This window comes from Nesterenkonia xinjiangensis (assembly GCF_013410745.1).
GTDB classification, from domain to species: Bacteria; Actinomycetota; Actinomycetes; order Actinomycetales; family Micrococcaceae; genus Nesterenkonia; species Nesterenkonia xinjiangensis.
Genome location: NZ_JACCFY010000001.1, coordinates 2,353,739 through 2,378,507 on the forward strand (window position 1 = coordinate 2,353,739; position 24,769 = coordinate 2,378,507).

A 24,769-nucleotide genomic window follows, 5' to 3' on the forward strand; every position below is an offset into this window, starting at 1 on the left:
CCCACAGAGTCGGTTCGTGACCCCGTCCCACCGTGCGAGGGTCGATGACGGCGGGCCGGCCGCCGAGGATGTCTCCCCAGTGGCCGGCCCGCCGTGGCCGTGGTGTCACCGACTCGGCGTCACACGCTGGCCGGGACCTTCGCCGCCAGCTCAGCGCGCACGACGGCGGTGGCGTTGACCAGATGACGGAGCGAGGCCTCGGTCTCCTCCCAGCCGCGGGTCTTCAGCCCGCAGTCCGGGTTGGACCACACGCGCTGGGTCCCGAGCACCTCGGCCGCCAGCCGCAGCCGGTCGATCAGCTCGTCGACGCCGGGCACCCGGGGGGAGTGGATGTCCCACACCCCGGGGCCGATCCCGCGGGAGAAGCCGTGCTCGGAGAGCGCGGAGACCACCTCGAAGCCGGAGCGTGAGGCCTCCAGGGTGGTGACGTCGGCGTCCAGGGCGTCGATCGCGTCGATGACGGTCTCGAACTCCGAGTAGCACAGGTGGGTGTGCAGCTGAGTGGCGGCGTTGGCCCCGGAGGTGGAGAGCCGGAAGGACTCCACCGACCAGCGGAGGTAGTCCGGACGCTCGGCCACCTGCAGGGGGAGCAGCTCGCGCAGCGCGGGCTCGTCCACCTGGATGATCTTCACCCCGGCGGCCTGCAGATCCTGCACCTCATCACGCAGCGCCAGGGCGATCTGATCGGCAGTGTCGGCCAGCGGCTGGTCATCACGCACGAAGGACCACGCCAGGATCGTCACCGGGCCGGTGAGCATCCCCTTGACGGGCTTCTTCGTCAGCGAGGCCGCATACCGGATCCAGTCCACCGTGATCGGCGCCGGACGGTGCACGTCGCCGAAGAGGATCGGGGGACGCAGGCACCGGGAGCCATAGGACTGCACCCAGCCGTGGGCGGTGGTGATGAACCCCTCCAGGTTCTCCGCGAAGTACTGGACCATGTCGTTGCGCTCGGCCTCGCCGTGGACCAGCACGTCCAGCCCGAGGTCCTCCTGCCGGCGGACGCAGTCGGCGATCTGCTCGCGGATGGCCTCCTCGTAGCCCTGCTGGTCCAGCGAGCCGCGGCGGTGCGCGGCACGGATCCGCCGGATCTCGCCGGTCTGCGGAAAGGACCCGATGGTGGTGGTCGGCAGCGGCGGCAGGCCCAGTCCGGTCTCCTGGGCGGCCCGCCGATGCTCCGCCTCGGCGCGACGCCGGTCCTGAGGCTCCACAGCGGTCAGTCGGCTGCGGACGGACTCCACGTGCACCTGCGGGTGCTGCTCCCGCAGACGGCGCCGAGCGGCGTCGTCGGCGCGCAGGCCCTCCAACGCGTCGGCGCCTCCGGTGAGGTGACCTGCCAGGGCCAGCACCTCGCCGACCTTCTGGTCCGCGAAGGCCAGCCAGCCGGCTACCTGCGGGTCCAGCTGGGTCTCTCGGGCGGCGTCGTGGGGCACGTGCTGCAGGGACGTGGAGCTGCTGACCGTGAGCGGACCCTGGTGACGTTCCCCCAGGGTGTCCAGCAGCGCGGCGGCGCGGGAGACATCCGTGCGCCAGACGTTGAGGCCACCGACGACGCCGGCCGCGAGGGTCGTGCCGGCCAGCGGCCGCAGCGCCTCTGCGGAGGGGAGTGCGCCGCGCTCCAGATCGATGCCGACAGCCTCCACGGCAGTTCCGCCCAGGGCGGCCAGGGCGTCGTCGCCTGCGGTGCCGTAGCTGACGGGCACGAACAGCGCGGGCCGCTCGGTCAGCCTCCCCAGCTGCTCGTAGGCACTGCTGATCCCGGCGATGACCTGCTCCCGGGGGATGTCCCAGCCGTCGGAGGACAGCACCGGCTCCTCCAGCTGGATCCAGGCGGCTCCGGCCTCGTGCAGGGCGCCCAGCAGGGCCGCGTAGGCGCCGACCAGCTCCTCGAGCCGGTCGAAGCGAGCGGCCTGGGAGGTCTCAGCGGCGGCGCCGACGGACTTGGCCAGCACCAGGAAGCTGACCGGGCCGAGCAGGGTGGGGCGGGGCAGGGGTGCCGCGCCCACAGTGCGCTCCGACTGCTCGGCGAGCGCGCGGAACGCCCGGAACCGGTCGGCGAGGGCCGTGGCCTGCGGAGCGAAGGCGACGTCGGCCTCGATCTCCGGGACGTAGTAGTGGTAGTTGGTGTCGAACCACTTGGTCAGCTCCAGCGGCTCCACCTCGGAGGTCCCGCGGGCCAGCGCCGAGATCAGCGTCAGACCCTCCGGGGCGTCAGGGGCGACGGCGGCGAATCCGGCGTCGCGGAACCGGCGGGGGACCAGACCCAGCAGGACCGAGGCGTCGAGGACCTGATCGATGACGGCGCCGTCGGCGGGGACCGCGGAGTCCTCCTCCAGGCCCAGACCCACCAGATGGTCCAGGGTGCGGCGGCGGTGGGAGCTGATCGCCTCGATCAGTGCGGCGACGTCCCCGCCGCCCCAGTGGGCCTCCAAGGCCTTCTTGATCTCACGGTCGGGACCGATGCGCGGATAGCCGAGCACGGTGGGGGGCAGTGCGTGGGTGGGCGGTGCGGTGGTCATGGTGACTCCTTGTCGATGTGTCAGGGCAGGTCGTGCCTGGGCGGGATGTGAGGAGGGGATGTCAGGACGGACGCCCGACGGGGTGGCTGGGCAGCGCTGCGCGTACTGGGGAGAGCGTGGCCCCGGCGTCGCGGAGCCGGCGTGCGGCCGGGTCTTCTCCGGCCGGAGGTGCTGCGGGGCCTCGGTCAGCCGGCGTCGAAGATGTTGCGCTGTCGGCGGGCGGCGTCGCGGATCCTGAGATGGTCCAGGATCGCCAGCGCCGGGGGGTGCTGGTTGAAGGTGAACAGGTGCAGCCCGGGGCAGCCGAGCTCCAGCACCGTGTCGATCAGGTTCAGCGTGGCGGCGACCCCGCGACGGCGCCGTTCGGCCGCGTCGTCGACGTCCAGGTAGTCCACCAGGTGCCGGGGCACCGGGACCCCGGTGATCTCCTCCAGTCGGCGCAGACGCCTGGGGCTGGTCAGCGGGGCGATGCCGGCGACGATCGGCAGGTGGATGCCCTGGGATCGGGCTGAGTCCACCAGCTGCGCGTAGTCCTCCGGATCGTAGAAGACCTGGGTGACGGCGTAGTCTGCGCCGGCCTCCTGCTTCTCCCAGAGGGCGTGGAGGTCGGCGGCATGATCCCGATCCGTGCCGGAGGGCGGATACGCGGCCACTGAGACCGAGACCGGCCGAGCTCCGGGCCCCTCAGGCGGGGACAGCCGCTCCTGCTCGACCTCGCGGACCAGCTCGACGACCTCCGCGGCACGGTTCAGGCCTCCGGGCTGGTGGATCCACTCCTTGCCGCCGTCGGGCGGGTCGCCGCGCAGCGCGAGGATGTCCCGGACTCCCAGGTCCAGCAGCTCGGTGATGGAGCCGCGGAGCTGGGAGGAGGTGCTGCCTGCGCAGATCAGATGCGCCATCACCGGTGAGGGCGTGGTGCGCAGCAGGTGGCGGATGACCTCCACGTTCGCGCCCTCGGGCTGGTTGTGCCCGTGGGTGACGGAGAAGTAGTCCGGGGCGGCCTCGGCCATCAGCTCGATGCTGCGCCAGGGATCCCGACCCGCGGTGGCGGGGCGTGGCGGGAAGACCTCGAAGGAGATCAGCGACCTCCGCCGAGTGCGCTGGACCAGGACGGATGTGGTGTGGGACGGGTCCGACGTCGCAGGCGGCGTCAGACGGACGGCGCCCGGAGAGGGCGTCGAGACAGGCATGGAGAGTCCTCCGTGTTGGCGTTCATCATCGTTCATGAGGCGCCACAGGGAGGCTTCCCCTGCGCCGTGCTTGCCGCTGAAGATAAAGCCATCTCAGTGAAGATGGCCGGTGCGGCCGGATCGTCATCTGGGGCACCCCGTCACGCGGGAAAGGGTTGCCGACCGGCCAAGCCAGAGCTGTTGTGACCGGTTCTCGTGATCCATCTGTGCCTGTGACGTTAGCACGGGGGCGCCGGGTCGGAAACCTGCGACGGGAACAATGACGATATATGAACATATTGAGCACTCGCGGATGAGGTGGCGACGCGGCAACCCCCGCGCGCAGGTGGAGCAGGGGCGGCGAGGCTCTGCTCGCCGCTGCTCAGGGCGATCTGCGGCCAGCCCTCCGTCGCGTCAGCGGCGCCGGATAAGGTGGAGCGCATGCCCGATCGGTATCTGAAGAATGCGATGCGCCGCAACGCACGCAAGACCGTGCGCCGGTCGCTGCGCACCGCTCCCCGCGGCGGGCGTCGGGGCGGAGGGAGTCAGGGCCTCCTGTGGTGGCTGCTGGCCGTGCTCGGGGTCATCCTCATCGGCGCCGTGATCAGCTGGCTCCAGGGGCTCGGTGCGGAGGAGCCGCAGGAGCGCCCGGAGGGTGCCGAGGCCGGCACCCTGGTGCGCGTGATCGACGGCGACACCCTCATCGTGGAGCTCGACGGCCAGGACGAGCGGATCCGGCTCCTCAACATCGACACACCTGAGTCCGTCCACCCCACGGAGCCGGTCGAGTGCTTGGGACCGGAGTCCTCCGCCCACATGGAGACCCTGGTGTCGCCGGGGGACGAGGTCTTCCTGGAGTACGACCAGGAGCGCACCGATCGCTACGATCGGATGCTGGCCGGAGTGTGGGCGGATGAGGTGCTGCTCAACGTGCAGATGGCACGAGCCGGCTATGGCGCGCCGGTGCACTATCCGCCCAATGATCGGTTCCTCGCCGCGGTCGAGCAGGCCTGGGAGCAGGCGGAGGCGGACGGCGTTGGGCTCTTCGCCGCGGACCTGGACTGCGAACCGGCGCTGCCCTGACGCGGGCAGATGCCCTCCCGAAATAGGATGGACCCATGAGCAGCTCCCCGGCGCCGGCGACCCGGCGGCAGAAGATCGCCGTCGCGACAGGCACCATCGGAGTCCTGGGTGCGATCACCGCTGGCAGCTGGCTGATGATCGACGGCACCATCGACGTGGACCTCATCGGCGGCGGTTCGATCCCGGCCGGCGAGGACTGCCCCACCGGCACATTGTCCCCGGTGGTGCCCGAGCGGGTGCCGGTGATCGTGCTCAACTCCACCAATGAGCCCGGACTCGCCGGCGACGTGGCCGAGGAGCTTGCCGACCGCGAGTTCCGAGTGGCCTCCGTGGACAACGACTACTTCGCGGACACCGGTTTCCAAGCCATCATCCGCGCCGGGGAACGGGGTCTGCGGCAGGCCTACACGCTGCAGCAGCACCTTCCGGGAGCGCTGGTCGACCTCGATGATCGTGACGGCTACAGCGTCGACCTCGTGCTGGGCTCGGAGTTCGCCGGACTGACGGACTCCGAGGAGATCGAGATGGAGCCCGGGCGTCTCGACTGCTCCGGCAGTCCCGGCTGAGCCGCGACCTCGACGACGTCCGCCGAGACGCCAGCGGGCCGCCCCGAGGTTCTCGGAGCGGCCCGCTGCGGCGGCGCTGGACGAGTTCCGCGCCGCAGGATGAGGCTCAGGCTTCGGTGTTCTTCCATCGCCGGGCACGGATGAAGGAGCGCACTCCGACGACGATGTAGACGATCAGCAGCACGAAGGTGACGGTGCTGACGATGACCGCGGCAGGCCGCTCGGCGTCGCCGGCGAACAGCGCGCCCAGCTGCATCACGTTCATCGAGGTGCCGATGGCGCCCAGCAACGCCACCACCAGGGCGATGTGGATGCCGATCTTCGCGTTCTTGAAGCCGATCAGGCCGCTGACCAGCAGTACCAGGCCCAGGAAGGCCGGGATCAGAGCGGTCACACTGGCGAAGGACGTGGCGGCGTAGGCGATGATGCCGAGCAGGATGAGGATCCCGCCCAGCCCGACGGTGATGCGGGGCATGAGGCTCCTTGGTGTGAGGTCGGGAGGACGTGCTGTCCTCCATCGAGGGCCGGCCGGAGCGCCCGAAGGGTCCCTCCGGGCGGAGGCTCGGCCGAACGTTCTTCTACACAGTGTAGTAGGCCCACGCTCCAGGAGAAGTCCTGATCAGTCCGGAATCTCCGGGGTGAGCGGGAGCCAGCAGGCGGGGGAGGCGGGATGCGGAGAGCTCAGCCGACCTTGGTCCAGGTTCCGCAGGTCTCGGTGTTGAAGATCAGATGCTCGCGCGCGTCAAGGGTGATCTGCAGCGGCTCACCGAACTCCGGATCCTCCTGGGGTACGACGTCGGACTCCGTCGGTTCCACGCCGCTTCGGATGTCTCCGTAGATGTCCCACCAGCAGAACGACGTCTCCAGGTCCCAGGTCAGCTCGTAGTCGCCGGGCTCGATGTGCCCGCCGACCACGTACATGCCGGTGCCGAACTCGGTGGCCGCAGAATCTGGGTAGGTCTCCTCCAGCGGGAGCCAGTCGCCGCAGTCGACGGAGTCGAAGACGGTGCCATCCTCGAGGACCGCGATGCCGCGCTCCTTGGCGCCGGTGCGGACCACCGTGGGGTCGGAACGGTCGGCATAGATCACATAGAAGCAGGTCGCATCCTCGGAGCCGGAGCCCGGGTCCTGGCGGTAGGCCCCGGGGGCGATGTCCTCGCCGACGATCAGTCCCTCACCGTCGGAGAAGGGGGCCCCGCCTCCCGGCAGCGGATCCTCCACGGCCTCCTTGCGGAGCCGGGCGCCGCCGCCAGGCTCCTCGGCGGGGGCGTCGCCGCTGTGTGCCTGCTCGTGGGCAGCGGTGTCCTGCGGCGAGTGGGAGATACCGGAGCCGTGGACGGTGGTGAGTGCGACGACGAGGACCACCAGCACCAGGGCCCAGTAGCCGATGAGGAGCAGGCCCCACCGGTACTGGGAGACGAAGCTGATGTCAGCGGCGGGTGAGGAAGCAGGTGTGGGGTGGGCAGGTCGGGAGCGGGCGTCGGCGGGCTCCTCCGGTGAGGCGGGCTCCTCCGGTGAGGCGGGCTCCTCGGGCGAGGCAGGTTCTGCAGCCGGCGTTCGCCGGTCCGGCGGCGTCGGGCTCATCGTTTAGTTCTCCCCATCCGCAGGCGGCATCCTCTCTCCTGTGATCGTCCTCCTGTCGGCGTCCAGAGTGCGGCCAGGCCGCCGGCGTGTCCCCAGGGCTGGGCACGCCGCATCCCGCGGCATCACCGGGGCTCGAGCCTCACTGCCCCGTCGAGGCGGATCACCTCGCCGTTGAGCATCGGATTCTCCAGGATCTGCCGCACCAGCAGGGCGTAGTCCTCGGGTCGGCCCAGCCGTGCAGGATGAGGGGTCTTCGTGGCCAGCGCCTCCCGGGCCGCTTCCGGAAGGCCCGCCATCATGGGGGTCTCGAAGAGCCCCGGGGCGATGGTGACGGTTCGGACTTGTGAGGAGGCGAGCTCTCGGGCCACCGGCAGCGTCATCGACGCCACAGCTCCCTTCGAGGCGGCATAGGCCACCTGCCCGATCTGTCCCTCGAAGGCGGCGGCCGAGGCGGTGTTGATCAGCACGCCGCGGTCCTCGCCGTCGAGTTCGTTCTCCCGCATCGCTGCCGCCGCCTGGGCCATGAAGTTCATGGTGCCGCCGACGTTGATGGCGAGCACCTTCATGAAGGTCTCCACCGGAAGAGGACCGCCGCGGCCCACCAGTCTGCCGGGCGTCGCGACGCCGGCGCAGTTGACCAGAATCCTCAGCGGAGCGTGCTCCTGGGCCGTCGCCACGGCGCGTGCCGCCGTCTCCGGGTCGGTGACATCACCGGGGCAGAAATGCGCGCGTCCACCGATGGCGGCCACAGAGTCGGCGCGCGCCCCGCCCTCCGCGGTGCTCTCGTCAGTGTCAGGGAGGTCCACGACGACGACGGCGGCACCGGCGTCGTGCAGTGTCTGGGCGGTCGCACGGCCCAGTCCTGAGGCTCCGCCGGTGACGATCGCGCTGGCGCTGGTCAGATCCATCGATGAGTCCTCTCCTCGGCCGGAAGATGTCCGTGGCACCAGACTACGGCCGTGTGCATGGCGTGCCCATTCGCATGCCTGAATTCGTCCGGGGGCTGGCTGCATGCCTCCATGGCGAGGTCCCTCCGGAGCCCTTCTCGCGCATCTTCGCGCAGCTGAAGCGCTTTGTCCCTCCTCAGTGGCTGCGGCGCCTCCGATCCGTCGCTGATTCCGGTGAATCTTGCGAATCTGCGAAGAAGTGCAGATCTTTTCCCAGATGTCTGTGGTCGGCAGCTGCAAGAGGGGCCAAAACTGGAGAAGTACCAACCACTGGTCACCGATTCGAAGGAGAACACCGTGACTGCCACCGTCAACGCACCCACCGACATCCGCGGAGACTTTGAGGAGCGCGTCGAGCGCATCGAGCAGGACTGGGCCTCGAACCCCCGTTGGGAGAACGTGCGCCGCGACTACACCGCGGACGAGGTGGTCAAGCTCCAGGGCTCGGTCCAGGAGGAGCAGACTCTGGCCAAGCGCGGGTCGCAGAAGCTCTGGGAGCAGCTCACCTCCGAGCACGCCGAGGGCACCTACACGAATTCGCTGGGCGCCCTGACTGGCAATATGGCCGTCCAGCAGGTCAAGGCTGGGCTGCGCGCCATCTACCTCTCCGGCTGGCAGGTCGCCGGTGACGCCAACCTCTCCGGCAACACCTATCCGGACCAGTCGCTCTACCCGGCCAACTCCGTGCCGCACGTGGTCCGTCGCATCAACAACGCCCTGCAGCGCGCCGATCAGATCGAGTACCTCGAGGGCATCCGGACCGTGGAGGACTGGCTGGTGCCGATCATCGCCGACGCCGAGGCCGGCTTCGGGGGACCGCTCAACGCCTACGAGCTCATGAAGTCCATGATCGGTGCGGGGGCCTCCGGCGTGCACTGGGAGGACCAGCTCGCCTCGGAGAAGAAGTGCGGCCACCTCGGCGGAAAGGTGCTGGTCCCCACCGGACAGCACATCCGCACCCTGCAGGCCGCCCGGCTCGCCGCCGACGTCGCCGGCACCCCCTCGGTGATCATCGCTCGCACCGATGCTGAGGCCGCCAGCCTGATCACCTCCGACGTGGACGAGCGCGACGCCGAGTTCCTCACCGGAGAGCGCACCGCGGAGGGCTTCTACAAGGTGCGCAACGGCATCGAGCCCTGCATCGCCCGCGCCAAGGCCTACGCCCCCTACTCGGACCTGATCTGGATGGAGACCGGCACCCCGGACCTGGAGCATGCCAAGCAGTTCGCCGAAGCGGTGAAGGCCGAACACCCGGACCAGATGCTGGCCTACAACTGCTCGCCGTCCTTCAACTGGAGGAAGCATCTCGACGACGCCACCATCGCGAAGTTCCAGCGTGAGCTCGGCGCGATGGGCTTCACCTTCCAGTTCATCACCCTGGCCGGCTTCCACGCCCTGAACTACTCGATGTTCGAGCTGGCCAAGGGCTACAAGGCCGAACAGATGAAGGCCTACGTGGAGCTGCAGGAGAAGGAATTCGCCGCTGAGGGCGAGGGCTACACCGCCACCAAGCACCAGCGCGAGGTCGGCACCGGCTACTTCGACGCCATCTCCACCACGCTCAACCCGGAGTCCTCGACCGTCGCGCTGAAGGGCTCCACCGAAGAAGGACAGTTCCACTGACCCGAGACGGAGCGCGGTGACGGCCTCAATGGGGAGGCCGTCGCCGCTCCCGCCGCAGCACCTCTTGAGGAGACAGCCATGAACACCCCTGAACTCTCGATCACGATCAACGGCATCGCCCTGTCGGCCCCGCGGGTGCCGCGGCAGAAGGAGGTCCTCACGGCCGAGGCCCTCAGCTTCCTGGCCAGGCTCCACGAGGAGTTCGGTGCACGGGCCACGGCTCTGGGAGTGCGGGAGGACGGCGCCGGCGCCGACCTGATCATCGAAGCCTCCTGGCGAGCGCTGATCACCAAGCAGCTCGCCGAGCCGGCCAGCTCCATCGTCCGTCCCCGCTGCCTGGGACGCCGGGAGGGTCGGATGTTCTACCGGGGGGAGGCGCTCTCTGCAGGACTGGTGGACTTCGGGATCCACGTCCACCACAGCGCCCGGCGTCTGCTGGCCGAGGGGCGAGCTCCGTTCGTCGAGCTGCCGTCCTTCGAGCAGGAGGAGGAGGTCGCGCTGTGGCAGGAGATCTTCAGCCGTGCCGAGCAGCTGCTGGAGATCCCGGACGGCACCATCCGTGCCATCCACCTGAATCCGCGGGCCGCCGCTGAGGCGCGGTCCGCCCGGACGGCCGGCACCACCGGGAGCCGGCGGCTCACCGGAGCAGCAGCCTAGGGACCTGCAGCACGCTCCGTGGGGTCGGCACGGCCAGGGCGCCGCACCATGAGGTCTGGTGCGGCGCCCAGGCCGGCCCGGCCGACCGCCGTCTGAGTCTTCGAGGTCGGCTCAGACGGCGGTCGGCCGTATGAGAGAGCGGCGTCGTGCCGGTGCTCAGTGGAAGCTGAACAGGCCCAGCGTCAGGGCCCCGAGCATGACGAGGATCGAGAAGCCCCAGATGATGAAGAAGGAGTACCGCAGGTGCTGTCCCAGGTTCGCCCCCGAGAGGCCCAGCGCCAGCCACAGGGCGGGCGAGAACGGGCTGACGAAGGTGCCGATCACGTTGCCGGCCATCATCGCGTGGGCGACCTCCATGGAACCGATCCCGAACTGCGCCGAGGTGGCGTCCACCAGGGGCAGCACGGAGAAGTAGTACGCGTCGGTGGAGGTCAGCAGGTCCATCGGCACACCCAGGACGCCCATGATGATGTGCAGGTTCGCCCCGGCGCCCTCCGGGATGACCGCCAGGGTGGACAGCGCCACGGACTCGAGCATCTCGGACTCGTTGAGCACTCCCAGGAACACCGCGGCGCCCAGGATCACCGCGCCCATCATGAGCGCGTTCGGCGCGTGGGCGCGGATGCGCTCCATCTGCAGGTTGGAGCCCTTGAAGTTCAGCGGCAGCGCGAGCGCCACACCCAGCATGAACGCCAGCGGCGGGGGCAGGATGTCGGCGAGCATCAGCCCGATGACGCCCAGCGCGAGCACGGCATTGGCCCAGAAGATCGCCGGGTGAGAGTTCATGCGCTCCACGATCTCGGCGCGTGCGTAGTGCTGGCGCTCGGTGAACTCGTCGGCGATCTGTCGCACGTCCACCGCCTCCGGAGAGCCGCCCTCGGTGGCCATCACCCGGCGCCTGATCCGGCGCACCTCACGCAGGCCCAGCAGCCAGGCGATGACCAGCACCAGTACCACGGCGATGATCTGCAGCGGGATCAGCGGACGATACAGCTCGATCGGGTCGATTCCGGTCACGGAGGCGGCACGGCCCAGCGGCCCGCCCCAGGGGATCATGTTCACGATCCCGGCCGAGAGCGCCAGGAGCAGTAGCAGGAGGTATCGGCTCATGTGCAGCGCCTGATACAGCGGCAGCAGGGCGGGGACGGTCAGCAGGAACGTCGTCGCCCCGGCGCCGTCGACGTGGGCCACGATGCCGATCAGCGCGGTGCCGACGGCCACCAGCACGACTCGGCCTCGGGTCAGCAGGATCAGGGACCGCACGATCGGATCGAAGAGCCCTGCGTCCGAGAGGATGCCGAAGAACAGGATCGCGAAGATGAACATCACCACGACGCTCATCACCTGGTTGACTCCGGAGTCGAAGAACTCGACGATGTCACCGACCCCGAAGCCGACCAGGAGCGCTCCGAGGATCGGAGTCACCACCATGGCCACCACGGGGGAGACCTTGTTCCACATCAGCAGGCCGACTGTCACGGCGATGATGCCGAGTCCGCCGACGGTCAAGAGAGTTGAAGGCTCGTCCATGAGCAGCTGTAATCCTTGCGAAGTTCCGTCAGGGTCAGGGGGCAGGCTCGGCAGGCAGGTGTGCGCCGACCGCCACGCACAGAGGTCCTCCGTGCCGTCAGCGGGGCTCCTCTCCGAGGGTGTGAGGAGAGCTGGGACGCCCCGGATCCGTCCGACCGTCCTGCGAGCCGGATCACACCCTAACCGCTGCATCACAGATGTGCACGTCTGCTCTGTAGAATGAGCGCCATGCGGCCCGTGCCCGACACCCCGCGCTCAGCGCGGCCGACGACGACGTCTCCGACCGGTTCAGGGGGCAGGATTCCCGCCGGTCGGGCACATCTGCGCTCCGTGGACCCCGGCGCCGACGGCGAGCCGGGCCTCGACCTCATCGCGCTGGGGCGCCGGGTGCGGCACCTGCGCAAGCAGTCCGGAATGACCCTCGACGTCCTCGCAGAACAGCTGGGCACCGCTCCGAGCCAGCTCTCACTGCTGGAGAACGGCAAGCGGGAGCCGAAGATCTCTCAGCTCAGCCAGCTCGCCGGGGCCTTCGGCGTCACTCTCGACGACCTCTTCGGCGCCGAGCCGCCGTCGCGCCGCGCGGCCCTGGAGATCGAGCTGGAGAAGGCCCAGCGGGGCCCCCTCTATGCTGCGCTGAATCTGCCCACGGTGCGGATCAGCAGCCGGCTGCCCATGGACGTGCTGGAATCCCTGGTGGGGCTGCAGCGCGAGCTGCGTCGTCGTCTCGAGGAGCAGGCGGCCACCCCGGAGGAGGCGCGCCGGGCCAACACCGAGCTGCGCGAGGAGATGCGCGACCGGAACAACTACTACCCCGAGATCGAGGCCGCCGCGCAGCAGCTGCTCGACGCCGTCGGGCATGGTTCCGGTCCGCTGTCCCACCATGTCGCCGCCGACATCGCCGAGCACCTGGGCTTCTCCCTGCGGTTCGTGCCCAATCTGCCTGATTCCACCCGCTCGGTCACCGACCAGCGCAACCGGATCATCTACATGACCCAGGGGCGCTCCCGGGACTGGGACGCCCGCTCGGTGCTCCTGCAGGCCCTGGGACATCATGTGCTGGGCCACACCGAACCGGAGGACTACTCGGACTTCCTGCGTCAGCGGGTCTACACCAACTACTTCGCCGCGTCGCTGCTGATGCCCGAGCGCAGCACGGTCGCGTTCCTCAAAGAGGCCAAGGCGCGCAAGGAGCTGGCCATCGAGGATCTGCGCGACGCGTTCGCGGTCTCCTACGAGTCCGCTGCCCATCGCTTCACCAATCTCGCCACGGAGCACCTGGGTATCACCTGCCACTTCCAGAAGGTCCATGAGTCGGGAATCATCCACAAGGCCTATGAGAATGACGGCGTGAACTTCCCGGCCGATCACTCCGGGGCCATCGAGGGCCAGACCGTCTGCCGGAACTGGACTTCACGGGTGGTCTTCGACGTCGAGGACAAGTTTCGTTCCTTCAACCAGTACACGGACACCTCGGTGGGGACCTTCTGGTGCACGGCACGCACGGAGGGCCATTCCTCGGGCATGTACTCGCTGAGCATCGGGGTGCCCTTCGAGCATGTGAAATGGTTCCGCGGACGTGACACCACCGAGCGCTGCACCTCGCGGTGCCCGGACGACCCGACCTGCTGCCGCCAGCCCCCGCGGGAGCTCGCCGAGGTCTGGGAGGGCAAGGCATGGCCGGCGGCCCGCGCCAACACCCATCTGCTGGCCGCTATGCCGCAGGGGGCGTTCCCCGGGGTGGACACCACCGAGGTCTACGAGTTCCTGGCCCGCCACGAGGCGCGGGACTGAGACGGGCTCAGCTGCGGCGAGGTCTCCGGGATTCGCCCTGCTTGACGCTGAACCGACCGTGCAGCATCCAGTAGAGCACCAGGGTCAGCGCGACGATCACTGCGCAGGCGCCGAACATGATCCGGTAGCTGCCGTGCTCCACCAACGGCCCGAGCACGAGCGGGGAGAGGCCGAAGCCGGTGTCGAGCAGGATGAAGAACGTGGAGATGCCGATGCTGGTCCGGGTGGTGGGCAGCATCGAGGCGATGGTGGCCTGGAACGCCGGCAGCAGCGCACCGAAGCCCAGTCCCGCCAGCACCCCGGCGATCAGGATCGTGGCCTGGTTCGGTGACCAGGCCAGCAGGCCCAGGGCGACGGCGTAGAGCACGATCGTGGGATAGACCACCACGTTGTCTCCGAACCGGTCCTGGATCTTGCCGGCGAAGAGACGCGTCACCAGCACTGCCACCGCGTAGATCACGAAGAACATCGAGGCGGCAGTGATCATCCCCTCGCTGCGGGCGAAGCCGTTGAGGAAAGTCATGATCGAGGCGAAGCTGAAGCCCAGCAGCATGGCGATCGACGCCAGGGCGAAGGCCCGCGGTTCGATGATGTCGGCCGGACGCAGACGCAGGCGGTCCCGCCAGCGGCGCGGGACGTTCTCCGGCGCGGGCAGGCGGATCACCAGCGCGGCCACCAGGCCGATGACGGAGATCACCGACGTGCACACGAACATCGCCCAGAAGCCCAGATGCTGGGTCAGCTGCAGTGTCAGCATCGGTCCGATGGCCGGGGGCAGGGCGACGGCGAGCATGTAGTAGCCGGCGCCCTCGCCGCGGCGGCCGGCCGGGATCAGGGCGAAGACGGCGGCATTGAGTGCGGTCTGCCCGAAGCCGAAGGAGATGCCGTGGATCACGCGCAGTGCGATCAGGGCCTCGTAGCTGTCCACCCAGAGGTAGGCCAGGCCGGCCAGGACGTAGACGAACAGGCAGACCAGGATGGTGCGCCGTCGGCCCAGGAAGTCCACGTACTTCCCGGCGGCGAAGCGGGAGGCCAGGGCTCCGATCACGAAGGCCGAGGCGGCGAAGCCGGCCGCAGTCTGCCCGGCCTGGAACTCCTCCACCGCGTACACCGCCATGCCGGTGATCAGCATGTAGAAGACCAGGGCGAGGATGACGTTGACGACGATCGCCAGCAGGAAGTCCTTGGTGAACAGGCGGGGCTGCTCCATCCCGGGCGCTCCGGCTGCGGCCCCGTCGTCCGCAGGTGCCGCGGCGGGCCCCTGGGCGTCTTCGGGGAGGGGCTGCTCGGCGGCCTGGTCGGCCGGCCTGTCAGCAGGCTGCTCGGGCTGCTGAGGCGTCGGGCGTTCCGTGGCGTCTCCTCCGTGGTGTCCTGGGCTGTCCTGTTGCACCAGTGCATTATTCCACGGTGCAACAAACTCCGCTGAGGCGTGGGTGCTCTGCCCGCGTCGCCGGAATGCCCGGGATGCGGACTTCTGAACGCAGATTGTTGAACAATCCAGGAGTGTGGGGCATGCTGGAGATCACACACGTGATCTCGGCGATAGTGATCGCGACGGAGCCCGCCCCTCCCGGTGCGGGCAGGGGAGGAGCAGCCATGGCAGCAGGAACCGCCGCCGGACGGAACAGTGCACCGCGCATCGACCTGAACTCCGACGTCGGGGAGTCCTTCGGCAACTGGCGGATCGGCGATGACACCGCCATCCTGGGGACGGTCTCCAGCGCCAACATCGCCTGCGGCTTCCACGCCGGAGATCCGCTGACCATCCAGGCCACGGCCCGCACCGCCGCGGAGAACGACGTCGCCATCGGCGCCCACATCGGCTACCGGGACCTCGCCGGCTTCGGCCGCCGTCATCTGGAGTGCTCCTACGCCGAGCTCGCCGCCGACGTGCGGTATCAGCTCGGCGCCCTGCAGGCCATGGCCGGCGCAGCCGGCGCCCGGATTCGCTACGTGAAGCCCCATGGCGCGCTGTACCACTCGATGATCGGCCACGAGGTCCACTCGCGGGCCGTCATCGACACCATCGCCTCCTTCGGCCCCGAGCTGCCGGTGCTGCTGCTCCCGGGCTCGATCGCCCTCGGCCACGCCGCCGAGGCGGGACTCCGCGGCGTCGCCGAGGCCTTCGCCGACCGGAACTACAACCCGGACGGCACACTGGTCTCCCGGCGTGAGCCCGACGCTGTGCTCCACGAGACCGGCCAGGTGGTGGAGAACATGCTGCGCCTGGCCCAAGACCGTCAGATCATCGCCCGCGACGGGACCCGCGTCCCGGTGGAGGCCGAGTCCATCTGCGTCCACGGCGACACCGCCGGCGCCGTGGAGATGGCCCATGCCGTGCGCACCGCTCTGGAGGAAGCCGGCGTCGAGATCCGCAGCTTCGTCGCATGAGTGGCCAGCTCATCGGCATCCGGGAGGCCGGTCCGCGCGCCCTGCTGCTGGAGTTCGCCGACCTCGAGCAGGTCCTGGCCCACCACCAGCATCTGACCCGGAATCCGCTGCCAGGCCAGCGGGAGGCTGTCGCCGCGGCTCGCACCATCCTGCTGCGCTTCGAGGATCCGCGTGCCGCCCGCCGTGCGCGGGAGGAGATCGCCGAGCTGCGCGTGGACGCATCCTCCACCCAGGACACCGCTGTGGTGGAGCTCGAGGTCGTCTACGACGGAGAGGACCTGGCTGAGGTCGCCGCGCTGGTCGGGATGAGCGTGGAGGCGCTGATTGACTGGCACACGGCCGGGGACTGGACCGGAGCCTTCGGCGGATTCGCCCCCGGTTTCACCTACTGTGTGCCGACCGCGACCGACCGGGCCCTGGATGTGCCCCGCCGCACGACCCCGCGCACCGCGCTGCCCGCCGGATCAGTCGCGCTGGCCGGTGAGTTCTCCGCGGTCTATCCCCGCGTCTCGCCTGGCGGGTGGCAGCTGATCGGCCGCACCGCCGCCCGCATGTGGGACCTGGAGCGGACCGCCGAGGGTGCGGCGGAACGGGGCGGGGCCCCCGACGACGCCGGCGTCTCGCCGGCCCTGGTGCGCCCAGGTGACACTGTGCGGTACCGGGCGGTGCGCGAGGCCGCTGTGCTCACTGCTGAGGGGGCGGGCCGCAGGCCCGGGACGACCACGCCACAGCAGGCCGCCGGCGTCGTCGGCTCCACCGGCCCTGCGGAGGACCCGCCACTGGAGGTTCTCGCCCCGGGCCTGCTGACCCTCATCCAGGACTTCGGGCGCGAGGGGCTCAGCGATCTCGGCGTCTCCCGAGCCGGGGTCGCCGATGAACCCGCCATGCGCCAGGCCAACCGGCTCGTGGGCAACACCCCCGGCGCCCCGGTGCTCGAGGCGCTGCACGGCGGTCTGAGCCTGCGCACCGATCGGAACCTGGTGATCGCCGTGGCCGGTGCTGAAGGGCCGCTGCACATCGCCCATCCCGACGGCGGCTCCCGGTCCGCAGAGGCCCGGGCTCCTTTCCTGCTCGCCGCCGGGGAGAGCCTCACCGTGGGGGCTCCGCATCGAGGACTGCGTGCCGTGCTGGCGGTGCGCGGCGGAATCGCCGTGGGGCCGGTGCTCGGCAGCGCCTCCGCCGACACGATGTCCGGACTCGGCCCGGCCCCGCTGCAGGCCGGCGACCGGATCGCCCTGGGCGCCCACGCGGTGGCCCCCGTGGGCGCCCCGGAACCCAGCACGCTGCCTGTGCCCGAGCACGACGGCGCCGTGACCCTGCGCTTCACCTGCGGGCCGCGCGATGACTGGTTCTCCGAGCAGGAGGTCACCCGGCTCCAGACCCAGCGTTGGGAGGTCACCCAGGAGTCGAACCGCATCGGGATCCGGTTGGGACTGCCCGAGGGGGAGTCCACCTCCGCCCGCCCCCTGGAGCGAGCCCGCGACGGGGAGCTGCCCAGCGAGGGCGTGCCCCGTGGATCCCTGCAGATGCCGCCGGCCGGGCTGCCGGTGCTCTTCCTCAACGACCACCCGGTGACCGGTGGCTACCCGGTCATCGGCGTCGTCATCGAGGAGGACCTCTCGGCCGCCGCCCAGCTCGCCCCGGGGGACGTCGTGCGGCTGCGCGCGGTCGACCCTGTGCGGCTGCGCGCGGTCGACCCTGTGCGGCTGCGCGCGGTCGACCCGTCCGCACCCATGACCCGCACCCCTTCCACCACGACCTGCGAGGACCCCGTATGACCACCATCCTCATCGCCAACCGCGGCGAGATCGCCGTCCGCGTCATCCGGGCTGCGGCCGAGCGCGGCCACCGCACCGTCGCCGTCTATGCCGACCAGGACGTCACCGCGCTGTACGTCGAGCTCGCCGACGTCGCCGTGGCGCTGCACGGTGCCACCGCCCCTCAGACCTACCTGGATCAGGCGAAGGTCCTCGCCGCCGCGGAGGAGACCGGCGCCGAGGCGATCCATCCCGGCTACGGCTTCCTCTCCGAGAACGCCGACTTCGCCCGTGCCGTCATCGACGCCGGAATGACCTGGATCGGCCCCACCCCTGAGACCATCGAACGTCTCGGGGACAAGGTCGCCGCCCGGGCGCTCGCCGTGCAGGTCGGTGCCCCGCTGGCACCGGGCACCGACGGCCCGGTCAGCGGGGCGGAGGAGGTCCGTGCCTTCGCCGAGGAGCATGGGCTGCCCGTGGTCATCAAGGCCGCCCATGGTGGAGGCGGCCGCGGTATGCGGGTGGTCCGCGCCTCCGAGGACATCGACGACGCTCACGCCTCGGCCGTCCGGGAGGCTGAAGGAGCCTTCGGCCGGGGGGAGTGCTTCGTGGAACGGTTCCTGGACCGTCCCCGCCATGTGGAGGCCCAAGTGGTGGCGGATGCCCATGGGGAGGTCGCCGTCGTCGGGATCCGTGACTGTTCCCTGCAGCGCCGGAACCAGAAGCTCGTGGAGGAGGCCCCGGCGCCGTTCCTCTCCACGGAGCATCGCCTCGCCGTGCTGGACTCCGCGCGGGACATCTGCGCAGCGGCCGGCTATGTGGGCGCCGGCACGGTGGAGTACCTGCTCAGCCCGGACGGAGTGCTCAGCTTCCTGGAGGTCAACACCCGACTGCAGGTGGAGCACCCGGTCACCGAGGAGACGGCACGGGTGGATCTGGTCGCCGAGCAGCTGCGCATCGCCGCCGGAGAGCCCCTCAGCACCGCCGCCCGCCGCGCCGCCGCCGAACTGCGTGAGACCGGCGTGCTCGACGGCGGGCACGCGATCGAGTTCCGCATCAACGCCGAGGAGCCGGCGCACGGCTTCCTGCCGACCCCGGGGCCCGTGGAGCTGCTGCAGCCTCCCACCGGCCCGGGCATCCGCGTGGACACCGGGGTGCGCAGCGGCGACGAGGTCTCCGGTGCCTTCGACTCGCTGATCGCCAAGCTCATCGTCACCGGCCCGGACCGGGCCACGGCCCTGCGTCGGGCTCGTGTCGCGCTGGCCGAGATGCGGGTCGAGGGGGTCCCCACGGTGCTGCCCTTCCACCGAGCGGTGCTCGAGGCCGACGACTTCCTCGCCGCCGACGGTGCCGAGAGCTTCCGGGTGCACACCCGCTGGATCGAGACGGAGTTCGAGGCGGAGCTGGCAGAGTCCGAGCATCTGGCCGCCGCGGTGCGTCACCGGGAGCAGGGCATGCGTCGGACAACTGTGGAGATCGACGGGCGAGCGGTCAGCCTCGGGCTTCCCGGAGGGCTGCTGGGTCTGCTCGGTGCGGCCTCACAGGAGGCCGACCCACGCGGTGCGGGCGAGCCCGGCCGGTCCGAGGACGACGGAGCAGTCACCTCCCCGGTGGCCGGGACTCTGGTCAGCTGGTCCGCGGAGGACGGCGACGACGTCGAGGAGGGTGCGCCGGTCGTCGTCGTGGAGGCCATGAAGATGGAGTCCACCGTGCGCGCTCCGCGCGCCGGGACACTGCACCGTGAGGACCTTGCCCCCGGCTCCTCGCTGAATGCGGGTCAGGTGCTCGCCCGGCTCCGCTGAGGTGCCCGGCGCTGACGCCCGATAGGTTGGTCTCATGCACGGTGCACAGCAGGATGTCCAGGAGACCACGGCGGGCCCGGGCCGATCCCCGGAGGAGATGGCTCTGGAGGAGCTGCTCGCTGATGCGGAGGTCCGGCAGGGCCTGACCGATCATGCCCACGTACCGGACCGGGTGGCCGAGATCCTGCGTCGACTCATCAGCTCCGGAAAGATCCTGCCCGGCACGAAGGTGCCTGAGGTGCGGACCACCCAGCTGCTCGGGGTCTCCCGGCACACGCTGCGCGCCGCGTTCCAGTCGCTGGCCGCCGAAGGGCTCCTGGAGCGCCGGCCCAACCGTGGTGTCTTCGTGCACGCGCCCACCACCGAGGACATCCGCGAGACCTATCGTGTGCGTCGGGTGGTGGAACTCGGCGCGGTGCGTCAGGCCGACTTCGACGACGCCGCGCTGGCCGAGCTGGAGGCGGTCATCGACGTCGCGCGTCGGGCGAGCGCGGCCGGGGACCTCCCCGCCGTCGCGCAGGCGAATCAGCAGCTCCATCGGCTGATCATCGCCCAGGTGGGCAGTGAGCAGCTCAGCGCCTTCATGGAGCAGATCCTTGCCCGGATGCGGCTGGTCTTCCACACGATGCGGGGTGACCCCACGTTCCACACCGACTATGTGGAGCGCAACGCCAGGCTCGTGGAGCTGCTGCAGACCCGCGACGGTGCGGCCGCAGAGGAGCACCTGGCGGGCTACTTCGACGTCGCCGAGGAGCAGCTGCTCGAGAACCTCGGGTGATCCCACCCCGTTCGAGGCGCCCCCCCACCCTGTTGAGAGGGTGAGTTTCCGCCGGAATGAGGCCTTCAGAGCGGAAGTTCGGGCGGAAACTCACCCTCTCGACCGCGTGGTCAGCGTCCGCTGCGGGCGACGACGAGCGTCATCGTCACCCCGAGCAGGGCCAGGACCCCGTAGCTGCAGGCGATCTGCACCAGGCCCACGGTGTCGGAGACCTGCCCGGCGATGAGGCTGGGGATCGCGGCAGAGGAGTAGTTCAGCAGGTAGACCGTGGAGACCAGCCCAGCACGTTCCTGTGGGGCGGTCAGCGGCAGCAGGGAACGCATGCCGCCGGTCTGGGCGATCCCCTGCGCGACGCCCGCGGCGAGGCTGAACAGCAGGAAGGGCAGGATCTCGCCGGCCGCCAGCGAGGTGAGGATCCCGGCCAGCAGGAGCAGGTAGACCACCGCTCCCACCCGCAGCCCGGTGACGGGACGCCAGCTGGAGGTCAGCGGGCCGCCCAGCATGTTCAGCACGGTGAACGACGCGAAGACGGCCGCCGCGGTGAGTGCGGCCGAGGACCCCAGCTCCACTGCGGTGATCGAGGGGCCGAAGGCCTGGTAGAAGCCGCCGACCGACCAGGTCGCCAGGATGACCCCGGCCATCGCCACGAGCGGCCGCCCTGCACCCTGGGGCACCAGGATTCGAGGCCGCAGGGATGCCGCGGCCCGGTCGAGCGCCTCGCGCCAGGGGGCCGGCGGGGCCGTCTCCGGCCCGAAGGACACCGCGACGGCGGCCAGCAGCAGGGCGCCGAGCAGGATGCTGAACGTCAGGTGCCGAGGGTCTGGACCGTGGTCCACCAGCGCCCCGGCGAGCAGGGCGCCCGAGGGGATGCCCAGCATCGGGGCTGCGGAGGTGGTGACAGCGGCCAGCCAGTGCGGCCTGGTCGGGGCCGTGTCGATGGCGTAGGCGCCCAGCGTGCTGGTGGCGATCCCGGTGGCCAGCCCCTGCATCGTGCGGCCCAGCAGCAGCGGGGCGGCGCTGTCCACGGTGAGCAGCACCCCCATCCCGGCGGCGGCCAGGACCAGGGCGACGACGGCGACGGGGCGGCGTCCCATGTGATCGGAGAGTCGTCCGAGCACCAGCAGGGCGAAGGCCGCTGCGATGAGGTAGACGGCGGCCGCGGCGGCAAGGTCGCCATGGGTCAATCCGTCCTCGAGACGGTAGGTGGTGTACAGCGGAATCGGAGTGCCTGCGGCGACGAACACCAGCACCAGGGAGCCCGAGGCCGCGGCGAAGCCGAACAGCCTCGAGCGAGGGGACCGGGGCGGCGTCTCCGTGATGACCTCCTGCAGGATTGTCCGGACATCCGTGTCCCAGTCAAGCACGGGAGGACGAGACGCTCAGGAGATGCGACAGAATGAGACTGAGCCCGAGAGCGACGCCGTGTCCGTTCAAAGACAGCAGGAGGACCTATGCCCGCCCCCCGCACCTACACCCGTGATGCCGCCTACCGGTCGCTGCCCGGTGGCGCGCTCGACGTCGACCATGACCTCTATGAGCGGATCGCCGCCGCAGACCGACGGCTCGTGCAGGAGTTCGAGGTCCCCGTGCGTTCCGGGCGGGCCTGGGAGGTTCCCGCCGGGCACATCGTCCGCCTGCTCCAGGTGGATGGTCCGCAGGTGGGAGACTTGAACCTGTGGAGTCTGCATGACCCGCGGGAGAGGTTCTGGGCCGCGCGGACCCGGCAGCTGCAGCGGTCCTCGATGACCACCTATGACCGGTTCTGGTCCACTCTGCCCCACCTGCGGCCGCTGGCGACCGTCGTGGGCGACTCCCTGGCCGGTCATCCGGACGCCGAGGTCATCCATGACCTGCTGGGCACGCGCTGTGACCCCTATGTGAACCGCATGCTCGCCGGGGTGGACTTCGACCGGCACTGCCACTCCAACCTCACCCGGGCGGTGCTGCCGCACGGGCTCACCGAATACGACGTCCACGACGTGCTCAACGTCTTCCAGCTGGCCGGGCTGAACCACGAGCGTCGGTACTTCATGGACGCCTGCCCCGCTCAGCCGGATGACTTCTTCGAGTTCTTCGCCGAGACGGACCTGCTCTGTGCCCTGTCCACCTGCCCGGGAGGGGATCTGTCGGTGCACATGTGGGGGCCCGAGGCGGCGTCCACGGAGGAGCAGCTTCAGCACTGCCACCCGCTGGGGGTGAAGGTCTACGCCCTCGACGACGAGGCTCTGGCCGGCTGGGAGCCCTCGCAGCGTGCCGCCTACCGGGGAGCGGACGGTCTGCACGGAATGCGGCTGCGGGACTGACAGGCGCTGCGATGCTCTCCCCGGAGGTTGCCTCTGCGCTTTGGGCCCTTATGACGCCTCACAGCGTCTGAAAAGGGCCCAAAGCGCAGAGGCAACCTCGGCAGCGGACCTGCTCAGGGCACCTGGAGCTCGGCGTCGGGCAGATCGGTGACGAGCATGTGCCCGGGGGAGTGGCTGATCGCCAGCTCGGGCTTCGACTCCATCACTGCGGCCTGAGGTGTCACCCCGCAGGCCCAGAACACCGGGATCCACCCGTCAGGGACGTCGACGGCGTCACCGAAGTCCGGGCTGTCCAGGTCCTCGATCTCCAGCGCGGCGGGGTTCCCCACGTGCACCGGTGCTCCGTGGACGCCGGGATAGCGGGAGGTGATGCGCACGGCGTCGGCCACCTGGTGGGCTGGGATCGGCCGCATGGAGACCACCAGCGGCCCGGACAGCGAGCCGGCCGGGGCGCAGCGCCGCGCGGTGCGGTACATCGGCACGTTGACCCCGAGATCCAGGTGCCGGACGGGGACGCCGGCGCGGCGAAGCGGAGTCTCGAAGGTGAAGCTGCATCCCAGCAGGAACGTCACCAGGTCATCGCGCCAGTGCCCGAGTACGTCGTCCGGTTCAGCGACCAGCTCACCGTCGCGGTAGACCCGGTAGGCCGGCACATCGGTGCGGATGTCACCTCCGGCGAGCAGCCCCGAGGTGACCTGCACCGGTTCCAGCACGCCCAGCACCGGACAGGGCTTGGGGTTGCGCTGGGCGAAGAGCAGCATGTCGAAGGCCAGATCCTTCGGCAGCGCCAGGACGTTGGCCTGGGCGAAGCCGGGGGCGTATCCGCTGGTGGGGGCGCGCAGTCCTGTCCTGAACGCCTCGCGGGCCTGGGCGGGGGAGAGGCTCTCCGGGGTCGGCGTCATGGGATCTCCTGCGCTGGGTGTCTCGGGACGGGTCCGGGCGGGTGGGTGCTCAGCCGGTCATCCACAGTTCGGCCAGGCCCGTCAGCGAGTTCGCGCCCATATAGAGGGTGAGCCCCCAGGCCAGAAGCCCGATGATCAGCAGCCACTTCGGGTACACATAGCCCTGCAGGAGGTCACGACGGCGCCAGGCCACGTAGAGCACCACGGTGAAGCCCAGCGGCAGCACCACCCCGTTGAAGGCGCCGGCCATGATCAGCAGGGTCTGTGGGGCCTGGCCCAGGGTCAGGAACACCCCACAGGTCAGGGCGAGGAACGCGGCGAAGTAGATCGTCTTCGTCCGCTCCGTGGTGTTCTTGGTGGTCAGAAAGGAGACGGTGGTGAAGGTCGCCCCGAGGATGGAGGTGATGGCGGCGACCCAGAACACCAGGCCGAAGACGCGCAGCCCGATCTCACCCAGCGCCGCACCGAAGGCCTCGGCGGCGACGTTGTCCTCGGTGAGGCTCACCCCTGTGGCGACGACGCCCAGGATGGCCAGGAAGAGCAGGAAGCGGATGATGCTGGCCACCATGATGCCCATCACCGAGGTGCGGCTGATGGCTTTGACGTTCTCCGGCCCGGAGTTGCCGGAGGCGATGAGCCGGTGCGCGCCGGCGTAGGTGATGTATCCGCCCACGGTGCCGCCGACTAGGGTCGTGATGATGAAGAAGTCCACCTGCTCGGGCAGCACGGTCTGGCGCAGAGCCTCACCCACGGGAGGGGCGGTGGTGATGGCCATGTAGACCATGAGCAGGATCAGCACCGCTCCGCAGGCCACCACGACTCGGTCCAGAGCGATGCCTGCCTTCTTGGAGAGGAAGATCAGCAGGGCGATCGCCACGGAGATCGCGCCGCCGACGCGGGCGTCGAGGCCTGCCAGAGCGTTGAGCCCCATGCCCGCACCTGCGATGTTGCCGATGTTGAAGACGATGCCGCCGAAGAAGATCAGCACGGCCAGTGCCCACCCGACTCCGGGGAGGATCCTGTTGCCCAGCTGCTGGGCGTAGAGGCCGGAGACGCCGATCACCCGCCACACGTTGAGCTGCACGGCGATGTCGATGAGCACCGAGATCAGGATTGCGAAGGCGAAGGCGGCGCCGATCTGATGGGTGAATGTCGCCGTCTGGGTGATGAACCCGGGGCCCACTGCGCTGGTGGCCATGAGGAACATCGCCCCCAGCAGGGCGGTGCGTCGAGTGCGGGCGAGCTTCTTGATGGACTCCGCGGATGCGGGTGCCGTCTCTGCCATGGGTTCACTCCCCAGAGTGGTGCGGGTGCTGGACGTCGAGCGCGATGCGGACATCGGCGAGGCGGTGGGCTCGAGGAGCCGA

At 70.0% G+C, this 24,769-nt stretch carries 20 protein-coding genes and 1 riboswitch; of the genes, 10 read left to right on the plus strand and 10 right to left on the minus strand.

Going from position 1 to position 24,769, the window contains the following annotated elements:
* Window positions 1-119: 119 nt before the first annotated feature.
* On the minus strand, window positions 120-2,519 hold the full coding sequence (gene metE, locus HNR09_RS10695; RefSeq protein WP_179542017.1) for a 5-methyltetrahydropteroyltriglutamate--homocysteine S-methyltransferase: 2,400 nt from the start codon (window positions 2,517-2,519) through the stop codon (window positions 120-122).
* Window positions 2,520-2,704: 185 nt separating this feature from the next.
* Complete coding sequence (locus HNR09_RS10700; RefSeq protein ID WP_179542018.1) at window positions 2,705-3,709, minus strand: methylenetetrahydrofolate reductase; 1,005 nt, start codon at window positions 3,707-3,709, stop codon at window positions 2,705-2,707.
* A 61-nt stretch (window positions 3,710-3,770) separates the two neighbouring features.
* Window positions 3,771-3,910, minus strand: a riboswitch (SAM riboswitch).
* A 219-nt stretch (window positions 3,911-4,129) separates the two neighbouring features.
* Here HNR09_RS10700 and HNR09_RS10705 point away from each other — a divergent pair.
* The gene (locus HNR09_RS10705; protein WP_179542019.1) at window positions 4,130-4,771 is read left to right on the plus strand and encodes a thermonuclease family protein; all 642 of its coding nucleotides are present in this window, start codon (window positions 4,130-4,132) and stop codon (window positions 4,769-4,771) included.
* Between the two features lie 35 nt (window positions 4,772-4,806).
* Complete coding sequence (locus HNR09_RS10710; RefSeq protein WP_179542020.1) at window positions 4,807-5,337, plus strand: LytR C-terminal domain-containing protein; 531 nt, start codon at window positions 4,807-4,809, stop codon at window positions 5,335-5,337.
* A 106-nt stretch (window positions 5,338-5,443) separates the two neighbouring features.
* Here HNR09_RS10710 and HNR09_RS10715 read toward each other — a convergent pair whose 3' ends face one another.
* From HNR09_RS10715 to HNR09_RS10725, 3 genes are all read right to left on the minus strand, one after another.
* Window positions 5,444-5,812, minus strand: coding sequence for a hypothetical protein (locus HNR09_RS10715; RefSeq protein WP_179542021.1), 369 nt, complete (start codon window positions 5,810-5,812; stop codon window positions 5,444-5,446).
* A 206-nt stretch (window positions 5,813-6,018) separates the two neighbouring features.
* Window positions 6,019-6,921: an Rv1352/Rv1906c domain-containing protein gene (locus HNR09_RS10720; protein ID WP_179542022.1), complete on the minus strand. Its 903-nt coding sequence runs from the start codon at window positions 6,919-6,921 to the stop codon at window positions 6,019-6,021.
* A 122-nt stretch (window positions 6,922-7,043) separates the two neighbouring features.
* Window positions 7,044-7,829 (minus strand): SDR family NAD(P)-dependent oxidoreductase, encoded by a 786-nt coding sequence (locus HNR09_RS10725; RefSeq protein WP_179542023.1) that lies wholly within the window; start codon window positions 7,827-7,829, stop codon window positions 7,044-7,046.
* Between the two features lie 366 nt (window positions 7,830-8,195).
* Between HNR09_RS10725 and aceA the strand changes: the two genes are divergently transcribed.
* Both aceA and HNR09_RS10735 read left to right on the plus strand, forming a co-directional pair.
* Window positions 8,196-9,491 carry an isocitrate lyase gene (gene aceA / locus HNR09_RS10730; protein ID WP_343047585.1) on the plus strand — a complete coding sequence of 432 codons (1,296 nt, stop codon included), beginning with the start codon at window positions 8,196-8,198 and terminating at the stop codon, window positions 9,489-9,491.
* A gap of 78 nt (window positions 9,492-9,569) precedes the next feature.
* The gene (locus tag HNR09_RS10735; RefSeq protein WP_179542025.1) at window positions 9,570-10,148 is read left to right on the plus strand and encodes an aldolase/citrate lyase/malate synthase family protein; all 579 of its coding nucleotides are present in this window, start codon (window positions 9,570-9,572) and stop codon (window positions 10,146-10,148) included.
* Between the two features lie 156 nt (window positions 10,149-10,304).
* Here HNR09_RS10735 and HNR09_RS10740 read toward each other — a convergent pair whose 3' ends face one another.
* Entirely contained in the window at window positions 10,305-11,678 is a 1,374-nt protein-coding gene (locus HNR09_RS10740; RefSeq protein WP_179542026.1) for a CitMHS family transporter, read from the minus strand.
* Window positions 11,679-11,906: 228 nt separating this feature from the next.
* Here HNR09_RS10740 and HNR09_RS10745 point away from each other — a divergent pair, with 228 nt between their 5' ends.
* Complete coding sequence (locus tag HNR09_RS10745) at window positions 11,907-13,469, plus strand: helix-turn-helix domain-containing protein (RefSeq protein WP_179542027.1); 1,563 nt, start codon at window positions 11,907-11,909, stop codon at window positions 13,467-13,469.
* A gap of 7 nt (window positions 13,470-13,476) precedes the next feature.
* On the opposite strand, the gene HNR09_RS10750 is transcribed toward HNR09_RS10745, so the two are convergent.
* Window positions 13,477-14,859 (minus strand): MFS transporter, encoded by a 1,383-nt coding sequence (locus HNR09_RS10750; protein WP_179542028.1) that lies wholly within the window; start codon window positions 14,857-14,859, stop codon window positions 13,477-13,479.
* A 206-nt stretch (window positions 14,860-15,065) separates the two neighbouring features.
* On the opposite strand from HNR09_RS10750, the gene HNR09_RS10755 reads away from it, so the two are divergent.
* From HNR09_RS10755 to HNR09_RS10770, 4 genes are read left to right on the plus strand one after another with little or no spacing between them, the layout of a single operon-like run.
* Entirely contained in the window at window positions 15,066-15,860 is a 795-nt protein-coding gene (locus HNR09_RS10755; RefSeq protein WP_179542029.1) for a LamB/YcsF family protein, read from the plus strand.
* Window positions 15,857-17,638, plus strand: coding sequence for a 5-oxoprolinase subunit B/C family protein (locus HNR09_RS10760; protein ID WP_179542030.1), 1,782 nt, complete (start codon window positions 15,857-15,859; stop codon window positions 17,636-17,638). The genes HNR09_RS10755 and HNR09_RS10760 overlap by 4 nt, the downstream gene beginning before the upstream one ends.
* On the plus strand, window positions 17,635-19,419 hold the full coding sequence (locus tag HNR09_RS10765) for an acetyl/propionyl/methylcrotonyl-CoA carboxylase subunit alpha (RefSeq protein ID WP_179542031.1): 1,785 nt from the start codon (window positions 17,635-17,637) through the stop codon (window positions 19,417-19,419). Before HNR09_RS10760 ends, HNR09_RS10765 begins: the two co-directional genes overlap by 4 nt.
* A 34-nt stretch (window positions 19,420-19,453) precedes the next feature.
* Entirely contained in the window at window positions 19,454-20,197 is a 744-nt protein-coding gene (locus tag HNR09_RS10770) for a GntR family transcriptional regulator (protein ID WP_179542032.1), read from the plus strand.
* 110 nt (window positions 20,198-20,307) lie between these two features.
* Here HNR09_RS10770 and HNR09_RS10775 read toward each other — a convergent pair whose 3' ends face one another.
* Window positions 20,308-21,561, minus strand: a complete 1,254-nt coding sequence (locus tag HNR09_RS10775) for an MFS transporter (RefSeq protein WP_179542033.1) — start codon at window positions 21,559-21,561, stop codon at window positions 20,308-20,310.
* 87 nt (window positions 21,562-21,648) lie between these two features.
* On the opposite strand from HNR09_RS10775, the gene HNR09_RS10780 reads away from it, so the two are divergent.
* Window positions 21,649-22,500 (plus strand): urea carboxylase-associated family protein, encoded by an 852-nt coding sequence (locus HNR09_RS10780; protein WP_179542034.1) that lies wholly within the window; start codon window positions 21,649-21,651, stop codon window positions 22,498-22,500.
* Window positions 22,501-22,613: 113 nt separating this feature from the next.
* On the opposite strand, the gene HNR09_RS10785 is transcribed toward HNR09_RS10780, so the two are convergent.
* Both HNR09_RS10785 and HNR09_RS10790 read right to left on the minus strand, forming a co-directional pair.
* On the minus strand, window positions 22,614-23,402 hold the full coding sequence (locus HNR09_RS10785) for a putative hydro-lyase (protein ID WP_179542035.1): 789 nt from the start codon (window positions 23,400-23,402) through the stop codon (window positions 22,614-22,616).
* A 49-nt stretch (window positions 23,403-23,451) separates the two neighbouring features.
* Window positions 23,452-24,687: an NRAMP family divalent metal transporter gene (locus HNR09_RS10790; RefSeq protein WP_246348797.1), complete on the minus strand. Its 1,236-nt coding sequence runs from the start codon at window positions 24,685-24,687 to the stop codon at window positions 23,452-23,454.
* Between the last annotated feature and the right edge of the window lie 82 nt (window positions 24,688-24,769).